Raw genomic sequence first — 25,297 nt, forward strand, 5'->3', positions numbered from 1 at the left:
GCCAAGCATGGTGTGGATTAACGGAATTGTCCTGCTTCTGGAAGAAAGTCAAAACCAGCAGAAGCCAGTTTTGTCTCCAGTGCTGTGCGCTCGATATCGAAGAAAGCCACCAGTTTGTCCAGATCACCTCCGAAGTCATCGCGTAGCTTCATATTCACAATGCTCATCAGCATGACAGGGTCCATGGATTCAAAGTTCGCTAGATTCATTACTTATCCTCAAAATCTGAAATCAGTAGGTTTGCCGCAGCAAATGCCGCTTTTTCACGCACTTTTTTAGGCAGGGACTCATCCGCTGCAACATCGTTCAGTGCTTTAACTGCACATGAAATTGCTTGGGGAATATAAGCTTGATCGCCACTACCAATCTGAGCATAAAGCTCACGAACCAGTTCACAACAGCCGTATACTTGCATGTTTTCTTTCCACTAAATGATAACTTATCTCAATATACACACAGCGGATTTGAAACTCAAAGTACAGAGTTGTTTTGGCTCAAGTTGAAGGTTTGCTTGAGCGAGATTTAATCACTGCATTTGTGCTTCTAACTGCTGAGTGACTTCTGGTGAAAGTTGAAGTTGTTTTGCTAGTTCTTGCAGATACGCTTTTTCCATAAAGTTTTGTTCATCAGCGACGATCAAAGACGCTAGGTAAATTTCTGACGCTTGTTGAGGAGAGGTCGCCTGATTAGCAATTTCAGCAGGATCAAGCGGTTTGTTTAACTCTTGCTGAACGAGGTGACGAACGTGCTCATCTGCGCCCATATCCGCGAGAGCTTGTTCAATGCGCGCCATTTCCTCTTCATCAACGTGACCATCAGCTTTTGCAGCTCCAATCATTGCTTTTAAAATTAAGACACTGTGTTTACTGTCATCGGGGTCAAAGGTTTCTTGAACACCTTGACCGGATTGCTTGGCTTGCCAGTCGTTATACACTTTGTAGGCCAAGGCTCCAAGCGCAGCTGCGCCACCGACTTTTAATGCGCTTGACCCTACTTTTTTAGTCATTTTTTTACTTTTCTTTGAGCCCATCAGCATACCGATGAGGCCTCCGCCTACAGCACCTGCTCCTAGCGTTTTTAGGCTACTTGAATTTGATGAGGATTTGATGTTGTTGGTTTGTTTGCCCAATGCATCTGCACCTTGCTTAAGTAAGTCTGATTTGAGTGCTTGGTTTAGAAGACTTTTTAAATCCATAACTGACCTCCTTTAGATGATGAAATCAGTTTAATAGCAAGAAGCTGAACCAAAGATTAACAAAGTGAATAGTTCGAAAAAGGTGGAGGGGGGCGTTGAGCTGTAATAAAAAGGGCTGACCGAAGCCAACCCTTTTTAACTATTTGAAATTACTTCAAATGCGAACTCGTCGAGTACTTACTTTAGTTGAGCTTTTACGTGCTCAACAATGTCAGTCATTGCGACTGCTGTTTTCTCACCAGTAGCACGGTTCTTGTATTCGAAGTTGCCTTCTTTCATTGAGCGGTCACCGATAATAATGGTATGCGGTACACCAATAAGCTCCATGTCAGAGAACATTACGCCTGGGCGTTCTTTACGGTCATCAAATAGCACTTCGATGCCCATTGCCGTTAGCTCAGCGTACAATTTCTCAGCGGCTTCTTTCACTTCTTCTGACTTGTGCATGTTCATTGGAACGATCGCTACCTGGAATGGTGCGATTGCATCTGGCCAGATGATGCCGTATTTGTCGTGGTTTTGTTCAATAGCAGCCGCTACTACGCGAGTGATACCGATACCGTAACAACCCATTTCTAGGATGACGTTCTTACCATCAGGACCCAGTACACCACAGTTCATCGCTGCGGAGTAAGCGTTACCTAGTTGGAAGATATGGCCAACTTCGATACCACGCTTAAGCTGGATAATGCCCTTGCCACATGGGCTTGGGTCACCTTCCACAACGTTACGTAGGTCTTCAACTTGACCAAGCTCTACATCACGACCCCAGTTAATACCGAAGTAGTGTTTGCCATCGATGTTCGCGCCCGCACCGAAGTCGCTCATTACCGCAACGCTGCGGTCAACAATGAACGGCAGTTTAAGGCCAACAGGGCCTAGTGAACCAGGGCCTGCACCGATAAGCGCACGAATTTCTTCTTCAGATGCCATTTCCAGTGGAGCTGCAACCTGAGGAAGGTTTTCTGCTTTCACTTCGTTCAGTTCATGATCACCACGAATAATAAGCGCGATGATTGGCGTATCAACTTCGTCAGATGCTTTCACAAACAGTGTTTTCACTGTTTTTTCAATTGGTAGTTCGAACTGCTCAACCAATTCAGCGATTGTTTTCGCGTTTGGCGTATCAACCAACGTCATTTCTTGTGTTGGTGCCGCAGCCTCAGAGGCTGGAGCTAGTGCTTCTGCTTTTTCAATGTTTGCCGCGTAATCTGACTCGCTAGAGAATGCGATGATATCTTCGCCGCTTTCAGCCAGTACGTGGAACTCTTGAGAGCCGCTACCACCGATAGCACCGCTATCTGCAAGTACAGGACGGTAATCCAGACCCATGCGATCGAATGCTTTACAGTAAGCATCATGCATTGCGTCGTATGACTTTTGTAGTCCGTCTTTATCAATGTCAAAGCTGTACGCATCCATCATTGAGAATTCACGTGAACGCATTACGCCAAAACGTGGGCGTCGTTCGTCACGAAATTTAGTTTGGATTTGGTACAGGTTTAGCGGAAGCTGTTTGTAAGAGCTCACTTCATTGCGAACAAGGCTAGTGATCACTTCTTCAGCGGTTGGGCTAAGTACAAACGGACGAACATGACGGTCAGTAAAGCGAAGTAGCTCAGGGCCCATCTTTTCGCTGCGGCCTGTCTCTTCCCATAGTTCAAACGGCTGAACAACGGGCATCAAAGTTTCGACTGCGCCTGCATTGTCGATTTCTTGACGAACGATGTTTTCGACTTTACGCAGTACACGTAGACCAGTAGGTAGCCAGGTGTATAAACCTGAAGCCAGCTTACGGATCATACCTGCACGTAGCATGAGCTGGTGGCTCACTACTTCTGCGTCGTTTGGAGTCTCCTTCAGAGTAGAAAGAAGATAATTACTGGTACGCATTAAATTTATCCGTTTATTTAAGTTAGATACTCAAGCTTGAATAAGCAGGAGTATGGGAGTTCCCGAAAGGGAAATTTGTTAGCCGTCTATAATATCAGCCAATTGCGTTTGTCAAAAGCTTTCAATAGCGGTAACCGTTATTAAGTTGCTTGTTGCTGTGAACTTTACGTTCAAGTCGAACAAATTTACCGCATATTCTTTGTCGTCCGGTTTGTTTTTCTTATATGCAGGGCGAGGATCTTGTGCCAGAACTTGTTCAATGACTGATCTTACATAGTCAGTATCGGATCGACTTTCTATCGTTGCTAATGCTTGAGCAGAAAAGGTGACTTGTGACTTTTCTGGCTCTTGGTCTGCGTATCCGCCTTGTGCTTCCGAAATAGAATCCGAATAGGGGATATAAGGCTTAATATCCACAATCGGTGTCCCATCCACGAGATCTACACTGCCTAAATCAAGATAGATTTGATCGCCTTGCTTAGTGACTCCTTTCACTTCAACGGCTGACATTCCGATTCCGTTTGGACGGAAAGTCGAGCGCGAGGCAAAGACACCAATTCGTTCATTGCCGCCTAATCGTGGCGGACGTACAGTTGGTTTCCAACCAGCTTCCAGATTCTGATCAAATAGAAACAACAACCAAACGTGAGAGAACTGTTCTAGCCCACGCACTGCTTCAGGGCTATTTGCTGCACCTAACAGTTTTACGCGTGCTTTAGCCTCTGGTACTAAGCGTGGTTGGCGCGGAACTGCAAACTTTTCTTTGTACGGTGTCTCAATGACGCCGATGGGTTCGATGGAATACATGGTGGACATCTCTAAGAATTCATTGAGATGAAAAGTATCACAAATTTCTCTTGCTTTTCTTTTTGATAATGATTATTAATTAAAATGTTATAACATAACAATTTAATTGAAAGGAAAAGTATTATGAAACCAGGAATCCACCCTGAATATCGTCCTGTGGTGTTCCACGACACCAGTGTAGATAAGTACTTTGTCGTTGGTTCTACGTTGAAAACGGAGAGAACCATCGAATGGAAAGATGGCAAAACTTACCCTTACTTTACGTTAGATGTGTCGTCAGCTTCTCACCCGTACTACACCGGTAAACAGCGCGTTGTACAAACCGAAGGTCGCATTGCGAACTTCAACCGTCGTTTTGGTCAATTTAAGAGCGAAAAGGAATAAATCATGAAGGTAGTAAAATCATTAAAAAGTGCAAAAAGTCGTCATCCGGATTGCCAGATTGTAAAACGGAGAGGGCGTCTTTATGTCATTTGTAAAACGAACCCGAGATTCAAAGCTGTGCAAAAGTAATCAACCTGCATATATCTAACTTATGGTTTTGTTTAATTGATAATGTTGAGTTAATTATCTTACATGGATGAAATATCTACATTTTTATTCAATGTTGGTTATAAATACCTCCGTTCGTCACAGTTTGTAACATTTAGGGCTTTTATTTGACCTTCTACTCAAGTACCCTTCGCACGCTTTTTGACATTTTTGTCACATTTGCATAGGAATAAAAACAAGGAGGGAACAGATGAGTTCATCTGATTCAATTAAACAAAACTCGCCTAAGAAGCCGCTGTTTACGCGCTTTTTGGATACTGTCGAATATTTGGGGAACTTATTACCCCACCCGATCACACTATTTGCCATTTTCTGTTTAGCCATTCTGGTGATGTCGGGTATTGCAGGATACTTCGAAGTTTCCGTAGTTGATCCTCGTCCTGAGGGTGCAAAAGGTCGTGCCGTGGATGGCATGATTCATGTCGTTAGCTTGCTTAACGCTGATGGCCTTGAACTAATCGTTACCAATCTAGTGAAAAACTTTGTCGGCTTTGCACCTTTGGGTACGGTATTGGTTGCGATGTTGGGTGTTGCTATTGCTGAATACTCAGGCTTGCTATCTGCAGCAATGCGTGGCTTAGTAATGGGTGCATCTCAACGCATGGTAACAGTGACGGTCGTTTTCGCGGGTATCATTTCAAATACGGCATCAGAGCTTGGCTATGTGGTACTTATTCCACTGGCTGCAATGCTGTTCCATTCTTTAGGTCGTCACCCACTTGCCGGTCTTGCTGCGGCGTTCGCTGGTGTATCTGGTGGTTACTCAGCAAACCTACTTATTGGTACGGTTGACCCGCTGTTGTCAGGCATTACTGAAACGGCGGCGCAAATGATCGACCCAACTTACACTGTTGGTCCAGAAGTTAACTGGTACTTCATGTTTGTGTCGACATTCTTCATTGCAATCACAGGTGCGTTTGTTACTGAAAAAATTGTTGAGCCAAAGCTTGGCAAATACAGTGAAGAAGAAGCTTCAGAAGATTTGTCGAACGACAAAATGGGTGGCTTAACAGACATTGAGAAGAAAGGCCTAAAACTAGCAGGTGTTGCTGTACTGGTTGTTTCAGCGCTGCTTGCTTGGACGGTTGTTCCAGAAGACGGCATTCTACGTTCTGATGCAGGTACAATTGCAGGTTCACCATTCCTGAAAAGTATCGTGGCATTCATCTTTGTGTTCTTTGCTATTCCAGGCTTTGTGTTTGGTAAAGTTGTTGGCACGATGAAGACGGATCGCGATGTAATTGATGCAATGGCGAAATCTATGTCTTCTATGGGCATGTACATTGTATTAGTTTTCTTTGCGGCTCAGTTCGTTGCTTTCTTTAAATGGACTAACTTCGGTCAGGTATTCGCGGTTGCTGGCGCTAGCTTCCTGCAAGAAATTGGCTTAACTGGTCCAATGTTGTTCTTTGCCTTCATCCTGATGTGTGGCTTTATCAACCTAATGATTGGTTCGGCATCGGCACAGTGGGCAGTAACGGCTCCGATTTTTGTTCCTATGTTGATGCTTGTTGGTTATGCACCGGAAACGATTCAGGCTGCTTACCGAATTGGTGACTCGACGACAAACATCATTACTCCAATGATGAGCTACTTTGGTCTGATTCTTGCCGTAGCGACTCGTTACATGAAGAACTTAGGTATCGGTACGCTGATCGCGACCATGCTACCTTACTCAATCTGCTTCATAGTAGGTTGGAGTGTGCTCTTCTACCTATGGGTATTCGTATTTGGTTTACCAGTAGGCCCTGGCGCAGCAACATACTACACACCGTAGAAAACGGTTACCTCACACAGCTCCATTATAAAAAGCCTGCGAACGTCGCAGGCTTTTTTATCGATTGAGACTGTGTACGCAGGCTTACCTGATTATAGATGTCGGTTTATAGCTGAAAACGCATCAACAAAGGGCGATAAAAGTGCTGAGTGAGCCAGCATAAGCTTTTCCAAATTATGCGTTTGTACCAAGGTAAGTGCGCAATATAAACATAGCTAAATTCAATTTCTGGCCGGGCTTTTCTGTTGCGTTTAAAAGCCGGAGCACCTGAGCTCATATTAAAACGACGCTGGAATATCATTGCGTGGCGGATGGTATAGGCCGATATTCGACGATACAATGCGAGGCGTTGTGGCTTATTGGTATCGTAGCCAAAAATTGGGCAAGTCATATCATTATCAATTTCTACAATGCCTAACGTAGCCAGCATCTCTTCTTGATAAAACAGTCCCACTAACTTTACTAATTTGTTCTGGCTCGCCTGTTTTAAATATTGGGTTGAAAACTGGATGTTATTGAGGCTGTATTTATCAAGGTAAAGCATGTCATATAACTCTTTGGCACGCTGAAACTCTTCATCAGTGGTCAGTGGCCTAAACTGCCAATCTTTATCATTAAGCAGTTTGAAGTCTTTCGTTAAATCTCGGTTGAAGCTGAACGCTTGCCAATCATCAAGTAAATACACTTGTCGTGTTACCAAGCTTTGCCATTTTGGCTGCTTCAATCGCTGAATTAAGTGTGAATGCTGACGCTGGTTGAGGGAGCGAAGCACCAAGGGAAAGGTAGGGTATTGATCGAGTGCGACGCGACGCAGTTCATCGAGATTTAAGGCTGCCCATTGTTCGCTATACATATTGGTGGACAAGCACTGATTGTTGAGCGTTTGGACTTGATCCAATCCAGCCAATGATAAGATTGGTTTAGTCATATTAATAAGTAACTTACATACCCATCGAACAGCCACATTTTTGACTTTGTGAAGCTCTTCTTCGGCGTAGCCACTAAGCAGTGTCATAGGGGAGACTGCATAACAGTTGTTTGGTATTTGTGGTGTTACGGAGTAAGGAATGGCAACATCATCGATATAGTAGCAACCAAAGCTTGCTGTGCATTCATCAATAGGATTTGACTGCATAAGAGTGATAAAGGTTTGATGCCATTCTTGAGAGGAAAGTGTCATGAGTTCAATGCCTCTCCATTCCACTCAATATCAACGGTAGAAGCGTCGCTCCACTTCGTCTTGTTCTGCCTAGCTAACCGGAGTAATTCAAACATACTCCGGATTTGGCTCCCGACCGGTAAGTTATGCTGTTGCATCACATTCACTCCAGACCACCAATCTTGCCAAGTTCGAGCCTTGAACAGGGATAACCCGCCTTCAGCGATGAGTGTTATTGGACCTAAATGATGCAATCGCTGCTTGGAAGGACTGGTAAACTCCATATTAGGAAGCAGTTGGTTGCATCGAGACGAGAGTAGGTGCAAACCACTGGTGGCTCTTGGGTTACATTCAATCACGTAGAGTTCATCTTGTGATTTGATGAAGTCAAACGACACTTGCCCATGATAAGTATGACGTTTACCAAAAGCTGCGATAAATGTATCTAGTCGTTCGCACGAGATCGGCTGAAAAGCACTGGCGGCCGAGCCGTTTACACAGTATTTCGGCACATAAGCTTGGTGTGCTTTAAGGTCACCATGTTCAAAAATGGCATAGTTACACACCGGAGTCCCATGGATTTTTTGTTGCTGAACCCAAGGGTAAAGGGGCGATATCGTGGCGGCAGAAATAGACTGAGTCGTCACATCTCTTATGACTTGCCCGCCAAACCGAGAGTAAACGGGCTTTAGAACGGTTCTCTTATTAATTTCAATCTCACTTTTATCAGCGACCAAACGAGTTTTTGGAAGTGTGATTTCTGGCAAACTTTGAAGCTGTTCAAAGACGGTCAACTTGTTGTGCAGGGCATTGAGTAGTCCCACATTGGGCAGAAAAAAATCTACTTCTGGGCATTGTTTGGCAACATGAGCCAAGTAATACACTTCTTCACAAGTGGGTATCACTATATCAATACGCATCTGAGTAATGATTTTTAGGATCTGTTGTTGATAGGTGGGAAACGCAAATCGAGGCGAAGCGGTGGGGATATAAGACTCGATGCCTCGCAAAAACGATCCTAGAGGTTTTTTTAGCGAATCGGTGAGAGTTACGTCATGTCCATGATGCATACACATGGTTGCCCACTCTAGTGCAACTGGTGATCGGGCTCCGGTGATTAAGACCCGCATATGTTCACCACACGTCGTTGTTTATTCATTGGCGTCCAAATAGGCGCAGGGCGGTAACTAAATCTGACAGGATCAAGCCGCAATTGCTCAAACAACTTTATCAAGGCTTGATGTATAACCCGATGGTGGTGAACATCCGATTCAATTTGAATGGCTTGTGACCCTGTTTGGGTGATTCGGTAATCCACGCGACTTTGGGCGGATAGTGTTATAGCGCGGTAGATGAGATCTGGTAACACCGTCACTGGGACGTGGTTTGCGTTTAGCGTGAGGCGATCACCACATCGTCCGGCAATTGCGCCAAGAGGTTCAAATACGCCATTATCCTGTTTATTCTCAATAATATCGTCGAGCTGATAACGAATAATTGGCTGAGTTTTACGACGAAAATCGGTAATGATTGGGCTGTAATGAGTACGTTCGGTATTCAGCCAATGTTTTTCGATGTAAACAACATCTTGATTCCAGCGCATTTGTCCATGCTGATCCGTACATGCAAGAAAACCTTCAGTACATTGATAGACTTCATGGAGTTCGCTGTCGAACCGTTGAGAAATAAAGTGACGGTCACTCTCGGTTAGGACTTCTGCACCAGAAATGATCCGCTGTGGTTGAATTGCGGGTTGACCAAATTGACCGCTGAACTGGGCGCAGAGCTGAAGAGCTTGCGCACTACCAACCAAAAGCGTGGGTTGGAACTCATCCAGCTCTTTTATCCATTCTTGGTAAGGTTTGGTTAAATCGGCATAAAAAAATGTTACAGGCCCTTTCGCGACGGATTTATACAGTGGGCTGTTGGCGCGCAAGGCTAGAGCAATTCGGTGTTTTTGCCATAGGTTGGGCAACAGGCGAGCCAATATATTGCCAGCCCATAGTTGTGTTTCCTGTTTGTCAGCAAGAAACAACCCGCGCATGCCTGATGTGCCCGAAGAAAGCCCAACAGTAACATCGCCAACTTTCGAAGCGGCGAAGTTGCGTGACTGTTCTGCGTCGAGTGCTTGTTGCATTAGCTGTTCAGCATCTAAGCCTTTCGTATTCAACTCCGAGAGGTTCTCCATCATGGTTTGCTTATTCATGATAGGGAAATCACTGAGTGGTGCACCTTGAAGTGAGCGGTAATACGGTGAATGACGGCATACCCAATCCAAGTGTTGCGTTAAGTGTTGTTGCTGCCATGTTTCGACTTGTTCCCTTGAGCCGAAGGGGCGGTAGCGGGTTCGCCAGAATTCTGAGATAAGCGTTCTCACTTCATCCATCCTTCTTTGATTAGCTGCTGGATAGTTTCCTGACAATGTGAAGGCACGAAGCGAACAAAGTGGTGGGTTTGTTGGTAGCAACTTCTCAACTCGGAGAGGGTGTTTTTATAGGCTTTTGTATCATCGCAAAGCATGTTCGCCAGCCAATGTTGATCGATATTTTCACTCAAGCTCTCGATTAACCAGCATGCATCGGCGAGTAAGAACAGCCAACTTTGGTCTCTTTTAACTAGCAAGCCCACTTGACCCGCAGCATGGCCTGGCAAGCTAACCATATAAATGAATCCGTCGTCGAACATGTCTTTACAGAGCAAATTAACACCTTGGCACTGAGGAATAATTTGGCTGATTGGTACGGAAAAGTCACTATGAATGAATAAGTTAGATTCAAGTTGTGGAGGAAGTAGAGCTTTTAGGTATCCTTTTCTTACGCCTCCAATTCGACCACTCTTAGTAATTGCATCCACCCCTTTTTGTTGGCAATGCAATTGAGAGTGGGAAAACTCAGACACGGCAGCAATGTGATCAGCATGGAAGTGGGAGAGTACTAAGTGTTCAATATCATGAGGTTTGAGACTTTCTTTTGCTAACTGCGCAACAATTCCGTGTTCTTTGTTATAGCGACAAGGTGTTGTCCAAGCATAAAAACGTTCAGGGAAGGGACGAGTCGCGCTAAAAAAATGCTCGTGATATCCCGTGTCAAACAGGATGTTGCCTTGTGTTGGGTGCTGAATTAACGCAACGGCTGCCGGAAATGCTCTAGGCTTGATACCAGAACCTGGTTTGACAACAAAGCCTGGGTGTACGCAGTGTCCAACCTCAAAGATTTTTATTTTTAGACCAGTTTGCATACTGCTGTATTCCTTCTTGAATTGAAAAAAGCGGTTGGTAATTCAGTGTTTGTTTCGCCTTGCTGATATCCAGAGTTTGATGATAGTTAAACAATCCTGCGCTGTATGAGGTGAGCCTTGGTTCTGGCTGATGTGGTAAGTGCCTTCGTATTTGCTCACTGAGCTTTAATAATGGTGATACAACGCCATATGGTAATGATTGCAACGTTACTTTTAGGTTTAACCCCTCACATAAAGCTTGCAGAACAGTCTCAATTGGCATTGGTTCGTTGTTGGAAATGTTGAACACATCACCATGCTGAAGTCGGTCTGCCTGAGTGCAAGCGAGCATCGCTGCATGGGCAACGTTATCGACATAAGTCAGATCAACCACAGGATTTCTACCCGATGGCAGAAGCAGAGTGTTGTTTTTTATCGCCTTAAGCACTCTTGGGATAATAGCGCGATCATTGGGTCCAAAAATGCCACGCGGTCTTAAAATGATCGCTTTGCTTTGGCCTTTTACGGCTTCAATTTCCGATAGGTATTTTGTGTGTGCGTAATCATTACACCAGTATGAAGCTATGGCGTCGGTTTCTCGAATATTCCAACGGTCTTGATGGTCAAAGTAGACGCTGGTGGAGGAAATATGGATAAAACGCGAGATTTGATAGGTATTAGCCGCATTGACGAGGTTTTTGGTGGCATCTACATTGGCTTGATAAAACGCCTGCCACTTTCCCCATGGGCTTGAGAGAGCGGCACAATGGATGATTGCATCCATACCTTGGCATACCGCATGAACTGCTGAGTGGTCTCTTAAATCGACTATATGTGGGATAACATCGAATTGCTCGGCGAGTTGTTTAGCGATGACTGTATTTCGTGCTATAAAATGCAGTTCATGCTGCTGGTGAAACATTCTCAGAATTGCGCTACCCAACATCCCGCTGCCACCAGTGACCAATATCTTCATAGTTTTAGCACTCCCATCCCTAGCGACAACCCTGCGGCGGTGCCAGCTAATAACACATGTTTTCCTGCGGTTTCTGGCTGATTACGCAGCCAGTGTAAGTTAATTGGGAGTGAGGCGGCGACTTGGTTTCCCAAAGTCGAAAAGTGATTAACGGTTTTCTCTGTTGGTAGCCCGGTGAGTGAAGGCAGTTTTTTTAATCCATGCGCGCTGGCTTGATGAGGAAGAAAATAATCAATATCGCCGAGTGTTACCGGAGAGGCGTCAAACCCTTTTTTTAGAAACGCTGGTAAGGCTTTACGCACATGTTTAAAGAGTGCTTTGCCCTCCATCTCAAACTGGCAACTTTTTAAATAGGCTTGATGCTCGGAGGTATGCGGATTGATATGACTACCTCCGCCCTTAATTTGACAAAATGAATACCCGGTATGATGCGTTTCAAAGTGACTGGTGAGCAATCCATCATCGTCGTGTTCTTCGAGCAAAAATGCGGCGGCACCGTCCGCGAATAAGGTTGCAACTTCTGGTTTGAGCGTAAAATTTCGATTCAGTGTGATGCCAGTGGCGAGTTCGCTGGTGACAATAAGAATCCGACGGTACCGTTTTGCTAAGAATAGACTCTGAGCAAGATCAAGCGCAGAGAGAAAGGATAAACAGGTGCTGTTCAAATCAAAGCTTTCTAGCCATGTTGGAGCGTCTAACGCGGCGAGAACCGCTGAGGCGTCGTAGGGTAGAGACTGGTGGTGTGTGCCGCTAGCGTAGATAAGAAGATCAACGGAGCTTAAGGTATGTGTGTTTCCTAAACACTGCTCTATTGCCTGCATTGCCATGTAAATAGCGGTCTCTTTTGTATTGGCTACATGACGATATTCAACGTCGAATTTATTTCGGCAGGTCCCTGGCGCTAATTTTAGGAAGCGATCCATCTCTCGATCAGACCATTGATTCGTTGGCAGGTAGCTTCCACTGGAAACGATGTTAAAGCCCATTATTCTCTATACACTTATTAAAAACGTCGTTCAAAATAAACCACGTTGCATATTGAAGCTATGGCGAGCAAGATGAAAAATAAACAGAACAAAACAAATGGGAGTAAGAGCACGCTTTGGGTGCAATGCTGAGAATGAATTTTCAGGAATGAGCCAGGCTTTTATTTGCTGGCTCAATTTGAATAGAGTGAGGGTTACTTCTTAAATTTCGCCAAAATACGATCCAAATGGTTTGCAAATTCGCGTCGATCGGTTTGAGAAAGCGCGGCGGGTCCACCTGTCTGAATTCCGCTTGAACGCATGGTTTCCATAAAGTTGCGGATATTTAGGCGAGCTTTGATGGTGTCTTTTGTATAGAGCTCGCCACGAGAACTGAGGGCTTGAGCGCCTTTAGAGATAACCTCATCTGCAAGCGGAATATCTGACGTGATCACCAAATCGTTGGCTTCTACACGCTTGACGATTTCGTTGTCTGCGATGTCAAATCCCGCAGGGACTTGTAGCGAATGGATGTTGTCTCTTTTCGGCACAGGGACAACGTGGTTAGCGACAAACGTACATTCAATCCCCGTACGCTCGGCGGCACGCACAATGGTTTCGCGAATAACTTTTGGACACGCGTCTGCATCTACCCATAACTTCATGATGATTTCTCACTTAGCTTGGCTTCTAGCTCTTCAATACGAGCCACTAATTTTTTCACCGTGCTTTCTAGCGCTGCAAGACGATCATTATCGGTGTGCGCTTGTGCTGCGACTTCAACCTTGGGAACACGCTGAGCACTTTTCCAACTTTTTATTGCGGTGATTAATGCAGGCATTGGGACGGGCGTTTTCAAGCGTGCTTTCACTAACGCTACGGTTGGTTCTTTTCCTTGTTGTTGCAGTTGTTCCATTACCGCTTCTAATTCTTTAGTAACGTCTTGAGTTAACATTTTTAATCCTTAACAACGATATATCTATCATCATACGTTGAGTGCGCTAATTTGGCGAATGGCATTTTGGAGAGTGTAGTGTGAGAGATCTCTTACATAGGTTGTGAGAGAAAACGATTTCGTAAGCGGGAAAAGAGAAGATAAAGAGCTTAAGTTTATGATAAATAATGATTTAACAACTTGTTAACCAATGTGAGAGCCAAATATTTATCTTGGATAGATTGTCTATTTTTGGAAAAGGCGTAAATTGAGAGTTGTCAGCAGGAAGCAGACATGGAACAGGAAAGCACCAAGGATTTGGTTATCGTCAGGAAGACGATTTGGTTGGTCAGGATGATTAATCAAGCATGGAGCGTAGGACATTGTAAGGATACGATCATCAATAGGATGTTGATGACTAAGGATAGACAATGGACCCTCTAGGATTGAGGTTATGGACAGCATCAGGAAGATGCAAGGGACACCGCTCAAGGAACAAGTGACGTGTGCTAACGAGGAATGTTAGCAGTCAGGATGATAAGGACACCGCTAGGACGGCGACGTAAGGAATAAGCTGACGGAATCAGCCACTATTATGGATGATGCATGGAGCACTTTTAGTAGCCGGACTGCTGCGAGTAAGACCATGACCCCGATACTTATGTGTCGGGGTCTTTCTTATATAAAAACGATATCCAGTGTTCTCATTGAATTAAGCATCTCGATGTTGCTTGGGGATATCAATATCACAAAATATATAAATTCCTAATAACACTTAATAAAAAACAACTCAGATCAATATCCTTTCCAACCAGTTGGTTTAACTTTCGGCTTCTCTACAAGGTGTTATGCCCGCAATCATTGAGCATGTTCAGCTCATCGAGTTTGTGATCTGCGGATAGATTAAGTTTGTTGTAATCAAGGAACAGATGTGGCCATAGTAACCAGAAGAATGCTTCTTCTACCCTACAATGAGTCGTTGCAACTAGAATTCGTCATGCTGAATTGCTGTGCGAAAAACCGTGCTGAATTGAATGGTCCGTATACAGTTGCGTCTGCCAAACAGATGTTTGAGAAAATACTGGATGATGAGAACATTTATAGTATGGCAGTGCTAGAGAGCACCAGTCGTGACTATATGGGGCACGTGTTTATTGCTAATCTCGATTCCGAACCTGAATTAGGGTTTATTTTTGATAAATCATATTGGGGTAAAGGGTTAGCAACAGAAGCACTAAAAGCATTTTTCCCCAAAGCGTGCCATGAGTTGGGCTTGAATAAGGTGAAAGCTAACGTGAATAGCAATCATCAAGCTTCTATGGCGGTACTGAAAAAGCTGGGATTTGTTAAAACAAAAGAAAGTAAGGATATATATGGTCCTTACTTTGAAATGGAATTTACAAGCGATGCGGTGGTAGGTGAAAGTTCTGCGGCCTGAAACCGACCATGGTTAACTCTCCTTGGTAGCAATCGTCACCAAGAGATGAAAACTCAAATTGATACACCGTATGCCAACGCCAGACTCCGTCTGGCGTTTTTAGTTTATGGGCACCAAAGGCGATGCTGATTAATTGGAGATCCAATTGCTCACATTTACGCGTGATGGCCGCTTTTGCGAGTTCGGCTTGGCGACGCTGTTGCCAAAACAGGTAACAGAAAAAGCAGAGCCCTAAAATTGCTAAAAGATCACCAATCATTCCTGAACCTTTCTTAGCTTTTTGTTGCTTGTTGTAAGCTTACTAGCGCATTTGCTAGTTCCTCTGATGGGTTTGAATGCAGCAAAGGCAATAACACCATTCTTAACTCTGGCAGCATCACTAAATCGGCAAATAACTGATTAAATAGGGCTTGATTACCGGTTTGAGCTAAACGCAGCAAAAACTGTTCTGCTACCTTTTCATTGGCGAGTAAGTGCCAAGCGCGACCCGCCACACCAATCAAAACCTCCTGATGGCTTAAACGAGGGCTATGCAATATCGCATCTAATACTGGAGAGGCGACTTCTGTTGGTGCACCAGCAAGGGCTCGGATAAGTGCTGAAAGTAGGAAGAGATCAGGTTCGCTACTTGCGATTTCTTGCTGTGCCTTTTCCGCAATACGTTCTGCTAAACGCTCTTGAAGCTCTACATGCTCAAGCGCACCTAATAGGGCATAAAGTGGCTCATTTGGTAGGTGGTTCAACGCTTTGCGTATCATTACCCCGTTTTGCTCTTTGTCCAAACGAGCGGTCATGTCGGTGATCCCTTGCAGACCTACGGTTTGCCAATTATCCCAGCCTAAACCACCTGAAAAGTAATGCTGAGTGTGCTCATAATATTGGCTGGTAGGAAGATCGAGGTTCGCGCGGACCTGGCTATGAAACACGGCCATTTTGTCTTCGGAAGGTTTGAACGTATATGGGTTATTAGACAGCTTTTGCTGTTGCTCTTCAGAGATATCACCATTGAGGCGTGTTCCCATGGCTTCCACTACGTATTTAATGAAATTGCCGATATCTGATTGCTTTAACAAACCGCGCTCGTCCAATTCAAACTTTAGAAACCAAATCCAAGGCTGCTTTTGTTCATTCCAATAAGCGATGGCAAGGTGTGCTTTACGCTGCATTGGGAATGGGTACGGTGCTTGACCTTTTTCTACATCGGCAAACTCTTTCTTAGCGATGGTTTTGATACGACGACCAAGATCGAAGATTTGATAATCACAGCGGCTGTTGTTCAACAGTTGAGTGAGGGTTTGAATGTTTTCCATTAAATACGACGTCCTAACGTTCTTTTCACAAGAAATGGTATCATTCTCGGCTAATTCAAGGTTCGAGATAGAATTAATGGTAACAAATACTCAATTGGTCGACTTACTTCACCAACTTGAAACGCAGCTTAAAGAACATAAGTTGTGGCAACACACTAGGCCTTCAGAGCAAGCCTTACAAAGCGTGGAGCCATTTGCGATTGATACATTGCATCCTCATGAGTGGTTGCAGTGGATCTTTATAGACAGAATGCACGTGCTAGTGGAAAACAACCAACCATTGCCAAGAGGGTTTTCTCTCGAGCCCTATTTTTCAGAAGCGTGGAAGCAGGAACCGCAGTTCGCAGAGCTGCTTGTTACAATCCGAACCATTGACGAACTGTGTAAGTAAACGAATGCTAGAACAAGAAATAGCGCGATCTTCAGAACCAGTTGAGCTGGAGATCGTTTATCAGGATGAATATTTTGTAGCGGTCAACAAGCCTGCAGGCATGTTAGTGCATCGCAGTTGGTTAGATAAACACGAAACTCAGTTTGTCATGCAAACTTTGCGCGACCAAATTGGTCAGCATGTGTTCCCATTGCATCGTCTGGATCGTCCAACATCTGGTGTGCTCGTGTTTGCGTTGTCGAGTGAAGTCGCATCACAAGTCATGCCGATGTTTGCTGAACATAAAATGGAAAAGACATACCACGCAGTAGTACGCGGTTGGATTGAGGAAGAGGGCGTCTTGGATTACGCGCTCAAAGTCGAGTTAGACAAGATTGCGGATAAGTTCGCTTCACAAGAAAAAGAAGCGCAAGAAGCGGTGACGGAATATAAGCCGTTGGCTAAAGTGGAGGTTCCCTATTCGACGGGTAAATTTCCTACAACGCGTTATTGCTTAGTTGAGATGAAACCTAAAACGGGGCGTAAGCACCAACTTCGTCGTCATATGGCACATCTACGCCATCCGATCGTGGGTGATACAACGCACGGGGATGGAAAGCACAACAAGCTGTATCGCACAGAGTTTGATTCTCATCGTTTGCTACTGCATGCTTCAGAGTTACGGTTTGTCCATCCATTTACCGATCAAGAGATTGTCATGACGGCCAATCTTGATGAAACTTGGCAGCAATTGTTTACTCGATTTGAGTGGGATGAACCGATAATCGGCGCAGTTAGATCTAGATAATGATTGAGTACAAATAAAAAGGGTTAGCATCAATGCTAACCCTTTTTAATATTTAAGACTTAACGTTTTACTTTAGTTTTTCAAGATCCGCTTCGATCTCTGCGATCTTGCTCGAAACGACTTTTTCTAAATGACGAAGGTCTGAAAGAATTTTCTCTTTTACATCAACCTCAGGTTGTTTCGTTGGCTTAGTGATTTTATTCAGTTCATCAATGACTAATGTGAGGTTACGGTTGATTTCCGTTACTTCTTTATATTTGTGACTGCCACTGTCCACAAGAACATTTTTGATTTGGCGCGGGTATTTGAATTTAACGCTTTTAGCGAACAGTTCGCCTTTTTGCTTGTGGAAATAGATCTTGAGTACGTCTTTGTGTGCTTCTTGGCGTAGGGAATAACGTTCAATCTGCTTAGGGTCGTGAATACCCAAACCAGTGAGGTGGGGATACATAGGCTACCTCTATTACATCGAATTGATATTGATATAACTGTAGCAGCCTATGTATGAGCTAGATAGCTGATATTTAGCCAAAATGCTTAACTTGTGGGCAAGATCGCTCTCGCCCTGAACCGAAAAGATTGGCAGGTTTGATCTAAGCTGCGACCTCATCAGATAACTTTTCGATCAATCTCTCTCTTAGCTCATCCTGTTGTTCTTCACTTAATCTTCCCCCTGCATCACTGGTTAAAATAAACAAGTCTTCTGCTCGCTCACCAATGGTGGTGATTTTTGCACCATGAAGGTTGATATTTAAATCAGCAAACGTACGGCCTACTTTGGCCAATAGCCCTGGTGTGTCTAGCGCGACAAACTCCATTAAAGTGTGTTTTTTACCTTTGGTTGGTAAGAAGTCGACTTTGGTTTTCACGTTAAAGTGCTGAAGTTTGTTCGGAGTACGGCGCGTTTTAATCTTGGTTGGTCGGCCTGCCTCCAGTACATGAGTGAGGTGTTTAATCACCGCGGCGTGACGAGACTCATCGATCGCTTCGCCATGTTGATCGAGTACCATAAAGGTATCAATCACGTGCCCATCTTTGCTGGTCATGATTTGCGCGTCGTGTACATTAAAATTACGCCTATCTAACTCCGCCACGACCGTCGCAAATAAAGCAGGCTGGTCTTTCGTATATACAAACACCTCAGTGCCGCCACGAGTGGCTTTTTTACTGATCAACACCAAAGGCTTAGTCGGATCTTCCATGCGAAGTAAGTGTTCGCAGTGCCACGCGATTTGCGTATGGGTATGACGAAGGAAGTAGTCAGCTTTGAAGCGTTGCCACAATACTTCAATTTCGCGCGCGGCAAACCCCTCTTTGCGCAGCATTGCGGAGGCCATTTGTTGATTGTGGCGAATTCGCTCACGCACATCGACAGGGTTCTCTAGGCCTCTACGTAAAGCACGTTGTGTGGAGTAATACAGCTCCGCAAGTAAAGTTCGTTTCCAAGCATTCCAAAGTTCTGGGTTGGTTGCACAAATATCTGCAACTGTCAGGCATACAAGATAATCGAGAGATTCTTCGTCTCTGACTTTTTTGGCAAACTCGGTAATGACATCAGGATCATAAATATCTCGGCGCTGTGCGGTGACAGACATTAATAGATGATGTCTTACCAACCAAGCGACAAGTTTCGCTTCGGGCTTCGATAAACCATGCTCAATGCAGAAGTCGTACGCTTCTCCTTCACCGATAATCGAGTGATCGCCGCCACGACCTTTCCCGATATCGTGGAAAATAGCGGCAATAATCAGCAGCTCTTTCTTTTGCATCCGAGGGTAGACGTCACAGCAAATAGGGTGCTTCGCATGATTTTCTGGGTCACTAAAAGTGTTGATGTGTTTAAGTAAGCGAATACTGTGTTCATCAACGGTGTAGGCATGGAATAAGTCAAACTGCATTTGACCAACAATCTGACTCCATTGCGGTAAATAGGCCGCCATAACCCCTAATCGGTGCATGAGGCTGAATGCTTTGTGAAGAGCATTAGGGTGACGACATAACGCCATGAACTTTTCACGCGCAGCAGGAATGGTGTGCAAAAACTTGTTGAGCCGACGCCGAGCGGTGCGCAGTTGACGCAGCGTTGGTGGGCTCACCCCTTCAATAGTTGAGTCGTTAGCAATATGTAAGAACATATCCAGAATAGTTTCTGGGCGAGCTTGGAACAATGCGGGTTTCCGCGCTTCAATTAAAGAACCGCGACGTTGAAAGTCCGTATCGAGAATCTCGGCACTTTCTGTCGCCCCACCATTAATGATCGCTTGGTCAAAGAGTTTGAGTAGCATTTTATTGAGCTCTGCCACACGACGAAGCGTGCGGTAGAACTCTTTCATCATCATTTCTACGCCTCGGTTGCCTTCTCCGACGTAGCCTAGATTTTCCGCAACTTGTGCTTGATGGGCAAAGGTCAAGCGGTTGTCATAGCGGCGAAGCTCCATGTGCAGAGCGAAACGTACTCGCCAAAGGAAGTCCTGACATTCAACCAATTCTCGGTATTCTGCGTCAGTTAAAAATCCGTATCGGCTCATTTCTAACAATGAAGTCGCACCAAAGTGACGTCGAGCGACCCAGCTTAATGTATGAATATCGCGCAGCCCGCCAGGGGTTGATTTAATGTCCGGTTCTAAGTTGTAGGTCGTGTCGTGGTAACGTGCATGGCGTTCGCGCTGCTCTTGAATTTTAGCGCGGTAAAACGTCTCACTTGGCCAGAAGGAGTCTGATAACACGACTTTCTTCAGTGCCTGAAAGGTGTCCTCGCTTCCACACAGCAGTCGCGCTTCTTGCAGGTTTGTCGCGACCGTTAGATCGGCTTTACCAATTTCAGCACATTCAGTAACGGTGCGAACAGCGTGTCCGACCTCGAGTTTTAAATCCCACAACAGCGTAATGAATTCGCTGATTTTTGCTTCTAACGCGGTTGGCAGTTTATTGTTCGACAGAATCAAAATATCGATATCGGAGAGCGGATGCAGCTCGCCTCGTCCGTAGCCACCAACGGCAACTAGGGAAATGTTGTAAATATCCTTGAAACCAAAATGTTGCCACAAACGATTGAGAAGCAGATCCATATATTCAGCTCTGGCTAAAACCAAGCTTGTTACCGGATGATGATTGAGAAACTCTTGGTTTTGATTAGAGCTAAACTTCTCTAATTCTTGTTTGAGTTCACCGATATTGATTTGTTCATCGGAAAAGGTAAGAGGGGACTGAAGTGTCATATTTGCCATCCGTGCAAGCTAATCTAATAACAATCTAACAAATTTGCGGCAGATAAAAAATATCCCCGCCGAAGCAGGGATATAGTAAACAACGAGTGGTCGTCAGCTTTACGCGTTTTTCATTAGGCGAGGAATCGTATCGTCGCTACGAAGCGTCAGTACTTCACAACCTTCTTTTGTTACAACAATGGTATGTTCCCATTGCGCAGAGTTCTTGCCGTCGCCCGTGTAAACAGTCCAGTCATCTTGTGCATCAACAGAGCAACCAAATTTACCTGCGTTAATCATCGGCTCAATAGTAAAGCACATGCCTTCTTTTAATACGCGGCGGTCTTTGTTCTTGTAATGAACCACTTGTGGTTCTTCATGGAACTCATCGCCGATACCGTGGCCACAGAAGTCTTTCACAATAGAAAACTTGTTGCGAGGATTGTTCTTGTTGTTCTCTTTGATGTACTTCTCGATAGCTGTACCGATGTCACCAACCGTTGAACCTGGCTTAACGGTACGCATACCAACATACAGTGCTTCTTGAGCTACCATGCACAGACGTTTGTTTGCAGGCGAAACATCACCGACTAGGAACATCTTAGAAGTGTCACCATGGTACCCCTGAGGACGCACGCTCAGATCGGCATTCTCATCATTTGGAACGATTACGGTAATATCAACGTTTAAGATGTCACCATCTTTTAGTACCGCCGGCTTCATTTGGCCGTTGCTACCGATTTCGTCTTTTTCCGCTGGAATACCGTGGCATACGATATGGTTGATTGAAGTACAGATCGACTTAGGGAAACCATGGTAATCAAGCGGAGCAGAGTATGCACCTTTTTCTAGAGCGTACTCATGACAGATTTTGTTTAACTCTTCTGTCGTCACACCAACTTTGATGTGTGGTTCGATCATTTCTAGAATCTCTGCGGCTAGCTTGCCCGCAATGCGCATGCGTTCTATTTCTTCAGCAGTTTTAATCTTGATTGACATTGGCTTTCTCTACTTATTCCTAAGCACGTAAACGTGCGAATGGCCGCATTCTATCAGACATCGGGGCGTTAACCCAAGTTAGATAGGAATATGCATCATTCTTAATTCGATCATATGTTTAAAGTTTTGCTTATAAATAGGAGAAAGTGGCTCGGTGAAGAAATAATTTTTACTAGCCACAGTGAGCTAAAATATGGTATAAAGCGCGCCGGAATAGAGGACTGTTCTCTTCGTTTAGCAAAGTTAAGCGGCGAAGCAAGCTTCATCCGAATAACCTTTTATCTTTAAATCACACACATTCCGTCACATATTCCGGGGTGCTGAGCAGAAGCTTGGTCGGAGTTATGGGGAATGTGGAGGCCTAACCCCATAGAGGATTTTAAAATGGCAACTGTATCAATGCGCGATATGCTAAAAGCTGGTGTTCACTTCGGTCACCAGACTCGTTACTGGAACCCAAAAATGAAGCCATTCATCTTTGGCGCTCGTAACAAAGTTCATATCATCAACCTAGAAAAAACTGTACCAATGTTCAACGACGCTCTAGCTGAACTAGCTAAAGTTGGCGAGAAGAAAGGTAAGGTTCTATTCGTAGGTACTAAGCGCGCTGCATCTGAAGCTGTTAAAGAAGCTGCAATCGCAAGCAACCAGTTTTACGTAAACAACCGCTGGTTAGGCGGTATGCTTACAAACTACAAAACAGTTCGTCAGTCTATCAAGCGTCTAAAAGAACTAGAGACTCAATCTCAAGACGGTACTTTTGACAAACTAACTAAGAAAGAAGCTCTAATGCGTACTCGCGAAATGGAGAAGCTAGAGAAATCTCTTGGTGGTATCAAAGACATGGGCGGCCTACCAGACGCTCTATTCGTAATCGACGCTGATCACGAACACATTGCAATTAAAGAAGCTAACAACCTAGGTATTCCAGTATACGCTGTGGTAGATACTAACTCTAACCCAGACGGCGTTGACTACGTAATCCCAGGTAACGACGACGCGATCCGCGCTGTACAGCTATACCTGAACGCTGCTGCTTCAGCAGTATCTGAAGGTCGTAACAAAGACGTAGCTGCAGTTGCTGAAAAAGACGGTTTCGTAGAAGCTGAATAATAGCGGCTCTGTGTCACACTTGGTCTATGTGAAACCTTTGTGTAGCATAAACTAAGTTATAGTTAGCAATGGGGGCCGACAATGTTAGGCCCCTGTTTTTTACCTTATTTCGAATCAAACGAGGAAGACAGAATGGCAACTGTAACTGCTGCTCTAGTTAAAGAACTTCGCGAGCGTACTGGCGCTGGCATGATGGAATGTAAGAAAGCGCTTGTAGAAGCAAACGCTGACATCGAACTAGCAATTGAAAACATGCGTAAATCTGGCGCAGCGAAAGCAGCTAAGAAAGCTGGTAACGTTGCAGCTGAAGGCGCAATCATCATCAAAGAAGAAAACGGCGTTGCTGTTCTTCTTGAAGTTAACTGCCAAACTGACTTCGTTGCTAAAGACGGTAACTTCACTGCATTCGCAGAAGAAGTTGCAGCTGCAGCTCTAGCTTCAAAAGCTTCTGTTGAAGAACTACAAGCACAATTCGAAGACGCACGTGTAGCTCTAGTAGCTAAAATCGGTGAAAACATCACTATCCGTCGCGTAGAATACGTTCAAGGCACTGCAATCGCTTCTTACCGTCACGGTGAGAAAATCGGTGTTGTTGTTGCTGGTGAAGGCGACGCAGAAACTCTTAAGCACGTTGCAATGCACGTTGCTGCTTCTAAGCCTGAGTTCGTTAACCCAGAAGACGTACCAGCTGACGTAGTAGAAAAAGAGAAAGCTGTTCAAGTTGAAATCGCAATGAACGAAGGCAAGCCTGCTGAAATCGCTGAGAAGATGGTTGTTGGCCGCATGAAGAAATTCACTGGCGAGATCTCTCTAACAGGTCAAGCTTTCATCATGGAGCCTAAGAAAACTGTAGGCGAAATGCTGAAAGAAAAAGGCGCTTCAGTTTCTACGTTCGTTCGCCTAGAAGTAGGTGAAGGTATCGAGAAGAAAGAAGAAATGAGCTTCGCTGAAGAAGTTGCAGCAGCTCAAAAAGGTTAATCCTTAGAGACTGTATAAAGATTAGACCGTAGCCAAGGCTGCGGTCTTTTTATGAGCAGTGAACGATTAGCCGTGATGAATAGCCATAACTGAAGTTGTGTCTATTCATGACTGTTAATCAACAACTCTCTTTGGAAGGTAAACTCCATGACTACGAACCCTAAACCAGCGTATCAACGTATTCTATTAAAACTGAGTGGTGAAGCTCTTCAAGGTGAAGACGGTTTTGGTATTGATCCTGCGGTCCTTGATCGTATGGCACAAGAAGTTAAAGAACTGGTTGAACTGGGTGTTCAGGTTGGTGTAGTTATCGGTGGCGGTAACTTGTTCCGTGGTGCAGGCCTAGCTGAAGCTGGTATGAACCGCGTAGTTGGTGACCACATGGGTATGCTTGCTACAGTAATGAATGGCCTAGCGATGCGTGATGCTCTTCACCGTGCATACGTAAATGCGCGCGTTATGTCTGCAATCCCTCTAAAAGGCGTATGTGACGACTATAATTGGGCTGATGCGATCCGTGAGCTTCGCCAAGGCCGAGTTGTCATCTTCTCTGCTGGTACTGGTAACCCGTTCTTTACAACGGATTCTGCTGCTTGTTTACGTGGTATCGAAATTGAAGCGGATGTCGTACTAAAAGCGACGAAAGTTGATGGTGTATTTACTGCTGACCCTGTAGCAAACCCAGACGCAGAGCTGTATGATAAGCTATCTTATGCAGAAGTTCTGGATAAAGAGCTGAAAGTTATGGACTTGGCGGCGTTTACGCTAGCTCGTGACCACAAAATGCCAATCCGCGTATTTAATATGAACAAGCCAGGCGCACTACGTCGCGTGGTAATGGGCGAAGCAGAAGGCACGCTCATCAACGAATAAGCTTGGCTTAAGGTGCCACTCCAAAGCGTTAGGGTGGTGCTTGCTTTGCTCAACCGTTTTAGGCTTTCTTCAGGAAAGATGACATTTTTAAGGTGAAACTGTGATTAACGAAATCAAAAAAGACGCGCAAGAGCGCATGGATAAAAGCGTTGAAGCGCTTAAGAACAACCTTTCTAAAATTCGTACAGGTCGTGCACACCCAAGCCTACTATCTGGTATTTCTGTAGAATACTACGGTGCAGCAACACCTCTAAACCAAGTAGCAAACGTTGTTGCTGAAGATGCACGTACACTTGCAATCACGGTTTTTGATAAAGAGCTGACGCCGAAAGTAGAAAAAGCGATCATGACGTCTGACCTTGGTCTAAACCCTATGTCAGCTGGCACTATCATCCGCGTTCCACTTCCACCGCTAACGGAAGAGCGTCGTAAAGACCTAGTTAAGATCGTTCGTGGTGAAGCTGAAGGTGGTCGTGTTGCTGTTCGTAACATCCGTCGTGACGCAAACAACGATCTTAAAGCGCTTCTAAAAGATAAAGAAATCTCTGAAGATGAAGACCGTAAAGCACAAGACGAAATTCAAAAGCTAACTGACGTTGCAGTTAAGAAGATCGATGAAGTTCTTGCTGCAAAAGAAAAAGAGTTGATGGAAGTTTAATACTCCCACACACATCACTGTTGGAAAACGCTGTGCTCACAGCTCAGCGTTTTTTTATGTTAGTCTATCC

The 25,297-nt window shown here is 44.7% G+C and carries 28 protein-coding genes; 10 read left to right on the forward strand and 18 right to left on the reverse strand.

The annotated features are described in order from the left end of the window. Positions 1 to 17: 17 nt before the first annotated feature. From R8N47_RS03115 to tsaA, 5 genes are all read right to left on the reverse strand, one after another. Positions 18 to 209: a DUF4250 domain-containing protein gene (locus R8N47_RS03115; protein WP_005380289.1), complete on the reverse strand. Its 192-nt coding sequence runs from the start codon at positions 207 to 209 to the stop codon at positions 18 to 20. Then, entirely contained in the window at positions 209 to 415 is a 207-nt protein-coding gene (locus R8N47_RS03120) for a YaeP family protein (protein ID WP_064354244.1), read from the reverse strand. Before R8N47_RS03120 ends, R8N47_RS03115 begins: the two co-directional genes overlap by 1 nt. Before the next feature lie 111 nt (positions 416 to 526). Beyond that, on the reverse strand, positions 527 to 1,195 hold the full coding sequence (locus R8N47_RS03125; RefSeq protein WP_017820764.1) for a tellurite resistance TerB family protein: 669 nt from the start codon (positions 1,193 to 1,195) through the stop codon (positions 527 to 529). A 177-nt stretch (positions 1,196 to 1,372) separates the two neighbouring features. Beyond that, positions 1,373 to 3,088, reverse strand: a complete 1,716-nt coding sequence (locus tag R8N47_RS03130) for a proline--tRNA ligase (RefSeq protein ID WP_064354243.1) — start codon at positions 3,086 to 3,088, stop codon at positions 1,373 to 1,375. A gap of 111 nt (positions 3,089 to 3,199) precedes the next feature. Next, positions 3,200 to 3,895 (reverse strand): tRNA (N6-threonylcarbamoyladenosine(37)-N6)-methyltransferase TrmO, encoded by a 696-nt coding sequence (gene tsaA / locus R8N47_RS03135; protein WP_064354297.1) that lies wholly within the window; start codon positions 3,893 to 3,895, stop codon positions 3,200 to 3,202. Positions 3,896 to 4,018: 123 nt separating this feature from the next. Between tsaA and R8N47_RS03140 the strand changes: the two genes are divergently transcribed. From R8N47_RS03140 to R8N47_RS03150, 3 genes are all read left to right on the forward strand, one after another. Next, on the forward strand, positions 4,019 to 4,279 hold the full coding sequence (locus R8N47_RS03140) for a type B 50S ribosomal protein L31 (protein ID WP_005380295.1): 261 nt from the start codon (positions 4,019 to 4,021) through the stop codon (positions 4,277 to 4,279). Positions 4,280 to 4,282: 3 nt separating this feature from the next. After that, a complete protein-coding gene (ykgO, locus tag R8N47_RS03145) occupies positions 4,283 to 4,408 on the forward strand; it encodes a type B 50S ribosomal protein L36 (RefSeq protein WP_005380299.1) in 126 nt (41 codons plus the stop codon). Positions 4,409 to 4,637: 229 nt separating this feature from the next. Next, positions 4,638 to 6,224 carry an AbgT family transporter gene (locus R8N47_RS03150; protein ID WP_064354242.1) on the forward strand — a complete coding sequence of 529 codons (1,587 nt, stop codon included), beginning with the start codon at positions 4,638 to 4,640 and terminating at the stop codon, positions 6,222 to 6,224. A 106-nt stretch (positions 6,225 to 6,330) separates the two neighbouring features. On the opposite strand, the gene R8N47_RS03155 is transcribed toward R8N47_RS03150, so the two are convergent. The 8 genes from R8N47_RS03155 to R8N47_RS03190 form a co-directional block, all read right to left on the reverse strand. Then, positions 6,331 to 7,404, reverse strand: coding sequence for a hypothetical protein (locus R8N47_RS03155; RefSeq protein WP_033905525.1), 1,074 nt, complete (start codon positions 7,402 to 7,404; stop codon positions 6,331 to 6,333). After that, complete coding sequence (locus R8N47_RS03160; RefSeq protein ID WP_033905524.1) at positions 7,401 to 8,513, reverse strand: ATP-grasp domain-containing protein; 1,113 nt, start codon at positions 8,511 to 8,513, stop codon at positions 7,401 to 7,403. The genes R8N47_RS03155 and R8N47_RS03160 overlap by 4 nt, the downstream gene beginning before the upstream one ends. Continuing rightward, the gene (locus R8N47_RS03165; protein ID WP_198039113.1) at positions 8,501 to 9,769 is read right to left on the reverse strand and encodes a F390 synthetase-related protein; all 1,269 of its coding nucleotides are present in this window, start codon (positions 9,767 to 9,769) and stop codon (positions 8,501 to 8,503) included. Before R8N47_RS03165 ends, R8N47_RS03160 begins: the two co-directional genes overlap by 13 nt. Beyond that, positions 9,757 to 10,620: an MBL fold metallo-hydrolase gene (locus R8N47_RS03170; RefSeq protein ID WP_017636031.1), complete on the reverse strand. Its 864-nt coding sequence runs from the start codon at positions 10,618 to 10,620 to the stop codon at positions 9,757 to 9,759. Before R8N47_RS03170 ends, R8N47_RS03165 begins: the two co-directional genes overlap by 13 nt. Continuing rightward, positions 10,589 to 11,575, reverse strand: a complete 987-nt coding sequence (locus tag R8N47_RS03175; RefSeq protein WP_017636032.1) for an NAD-dependent epimerase/dehydratase family protein — start codon at positions 11,573 to 11,575, stop codon at positions 10,589 to 10,591. Before R8N47_RS03175 ends, R8N47_RS03170 begins: the two co-directional genes overlap by 32 nt. After that, positions 11,572 to 12,561 (reverse strand): ketoacyl-ACP synthase III, encoded by a 990-nt coding sequence (locus tag R8N47_RS03180; protein WP_017636033.1) that lies wholly within the window; start codon positions 12,559 to 12,561, stop codon positions 11,572 to 11,574. Before R8N47_RS03180 ends, R8N47_RS03175 begins: the two co-directional genes overlap by 4 nt. Before the next feature lie 194 nt (positions 12,562 to 12,755). Further along, a complete protein-coding gene (locus R8N47_RS03185; protein WP_054576289.1) occupies positions 12,756 to 13,205 on the reverse strand; it encodes a YaiI/YqxD family protein in 450 nt (149 codons plus the stop codon). Beyond that, a complete protein-coding gene (locus R8N47_RS03190) occupies positions 13,202 to 13,495 on the reverse strand; it encodes a hypothetical protein (protein ID WP_012841496.1) in 294 nt (97 codons plus the stop codon). Before R8N47_RS03190 ends, R8N47_RS03185 begins: the two co-directional genes overlap by 4 nt. A gap of 931 nt (positions 13,496 to 14,426) precedes the next feature. On the opposite strand from R8N47_RS03190, the gene R8N47_RS03195 reads away from it, so the two are divergent. After that, positions 14,427 to 14,912: a GNAT family N-acetyltransferase gene (locus R8N47_RS03195; protein ID WP_080996677.1), complete on the forward strand. Its 486-nt coding sequence runs from the start codon at positions 14,427 to 14,429 to the stop codon at positions 14,910 to 14,912. Here R8N47_RS03195 and R8N47_RS03200 read toward each other — a convergent pair. Beyond that, positions 14,872 to 15,171 carry a DUF3301 domain-containing protein gene (locus R8N47_RS03200; RefSeq protein WP_005380315.1) on the reverse strand — a complete coding sequence of 100 codons (300 nt, stop codon included), beginning with the start codon at positions 15,169 to 15,171 and terminating at the stop codon, positions 14,872 to 14,874. The genes R8N47_RS03195 and R8N47_RS03200 overlap by 41 nt on opposite strands. Before the next feature lie 13 nt (positions 15,172 to 15,184). After that, complete coding sequence (locus R8N47_RS03205) at positions 15,185 to 16,222, reverse strand: DUF3549 family protein (protein ID WP_064354241.1); 1,038 nt, start codon at positions 16,220 to 16,222, stop codon at positions 15,185 to 15,187. 76 nt (positions 16,223 to 16,298) lie between these two features. Between R8N47_RS03205 and R8N47_RS03210 the strand changes: the two genes are divergently transcribed. Together R8N47_RS03210 and truC are read left to right on the forward strand one after the other, a co-directional pair. Further along, on the forward strand, positions 16,299 to 16,613 hold the full coding sequence (locus tag R8N47_RS03210; protein WP_005391784.1) for a YqcC family protein: 315 nt from the start codon (positions 16,299 to 16,301) through the stop codon (positions 16,611 to 16,613). Between the two features lie 4 nt (positions 16,614 to 16,617). Beyond that, on the forward strand, positions 16,618 to 17,400 hold the full coding sequence (truC, locus tag R8N47_RS03215) for a tRNA pseudouridine(65) synthase TruC (protein ID WP_017636036.1): 783 nt from the start codon (positions 16,618 to 16,620) through the stop codon (positions 17,398 to 17,400). A 67-nt stretch (positions 17,401 to 17,467) separates the two neighbouring features. Here the strand turns inward: truC and R8N47_RS03220 are convergent, their stop codons facing one another. From R8N47_RS03220 to map, 3 genes are all read right to left on the reverse strand, one after another. Beyond that, positions 17,468 to 17,851 (reverse strand): DUF3461 family protein, encoded by a 384-nt coding sequence (locus tag R8N47_RS03220; RefSeq protein ID WP_005380322.1) that lies wholly within the window; start codon positions 17,849 to 17,851, stop codon positions 17,468 to 17,470. Between the two features lie 142 nt (positions 17,852 to 17,993). Continuing rightward, entirely contained in the window at positions 17,994 to 20,618 is a 2,625-nt protein-coding gene (gene glnD, locus R8N47_RS03225) for a bifunctional uridylyltransferase/uridylyl-removing protein GlnD (protein WP_017636037.1), read from the reverse strand. Between the two features lie 108 nt (positions 20,619 to 20,726). Beyond that, positions 20,727 to 21,605, reverse strand: a complete 879-nt coding sequence (map, locus tag R8N47_RS03230; RefSeq protein ID WP_005380326.1) for a type I methionyl aminopeptidase — start codon at positions 21,603 to 21,605, stop codon at positions 20,727 to 20,729. 384 nt (positions 21,606 to 21,989) lie between these two features. On the opposite strand from map, the gene rpsB reads away from it, so the two are divergent. The 4 genes from rpsB (at position 21,990) to frr (ending at position 25,227) form a co-directional block, all read left to right on the forward strand. Next, positions 21,990 to 22,718, forward strand: coding sequence for a 30S ribosomal protein S2 (gene rpsB / locus R8N47_RS03235; protein WP_005380327.1), 729 nt, complete (start codon positions 21,990 to 21,992; stop codon positions 22,716 to 22,718). A 132-nt stretch (positions 22,719 to 22,850) separates the two neighbouring features. Continuing rightward, a complete protein-coding gene (tsf, locus tag R8N47_RS03240; protein ID WP_005380328.1) occupies positions 22,851 to 23,696 on the forward strand; it encodes a translation elongation factor Ts in 846 nt (281 codons plus the stop codon). A 147-nt stretch (positions 23,697 to 23,843) separates the two neighbouring features. Further along, positions 23,844 to 24,569: a UMP kinase gene (gene pyrH / locus R8N47_RS03245; protein WP_005380329.1), complete on the forward strand. Its 726-nt coding sequence runs from the start codon at positions 23,844 to 23,846 to the stop codon at positions 24,567 to 24,569. A 100-nt stretch (positions 24,570 to 24,669) separates the two neighbouring features. Then, positions 24,670 to 25,227, forward strand: a complete 558-nt coding sequence (frr, locus tag R8N47_RS03250) for a ribosome recycling factor (protein ID WP_005385348.1) — start codon at positions 24,670 to 24,672, stop codon at positions 25,225 to 25,227. Positions 25,228 to 25,297 lie beyond the last annotated feature (70 nt).

Source organism: Vibrio sp. 2132-1, assembly GCF_033344315.1.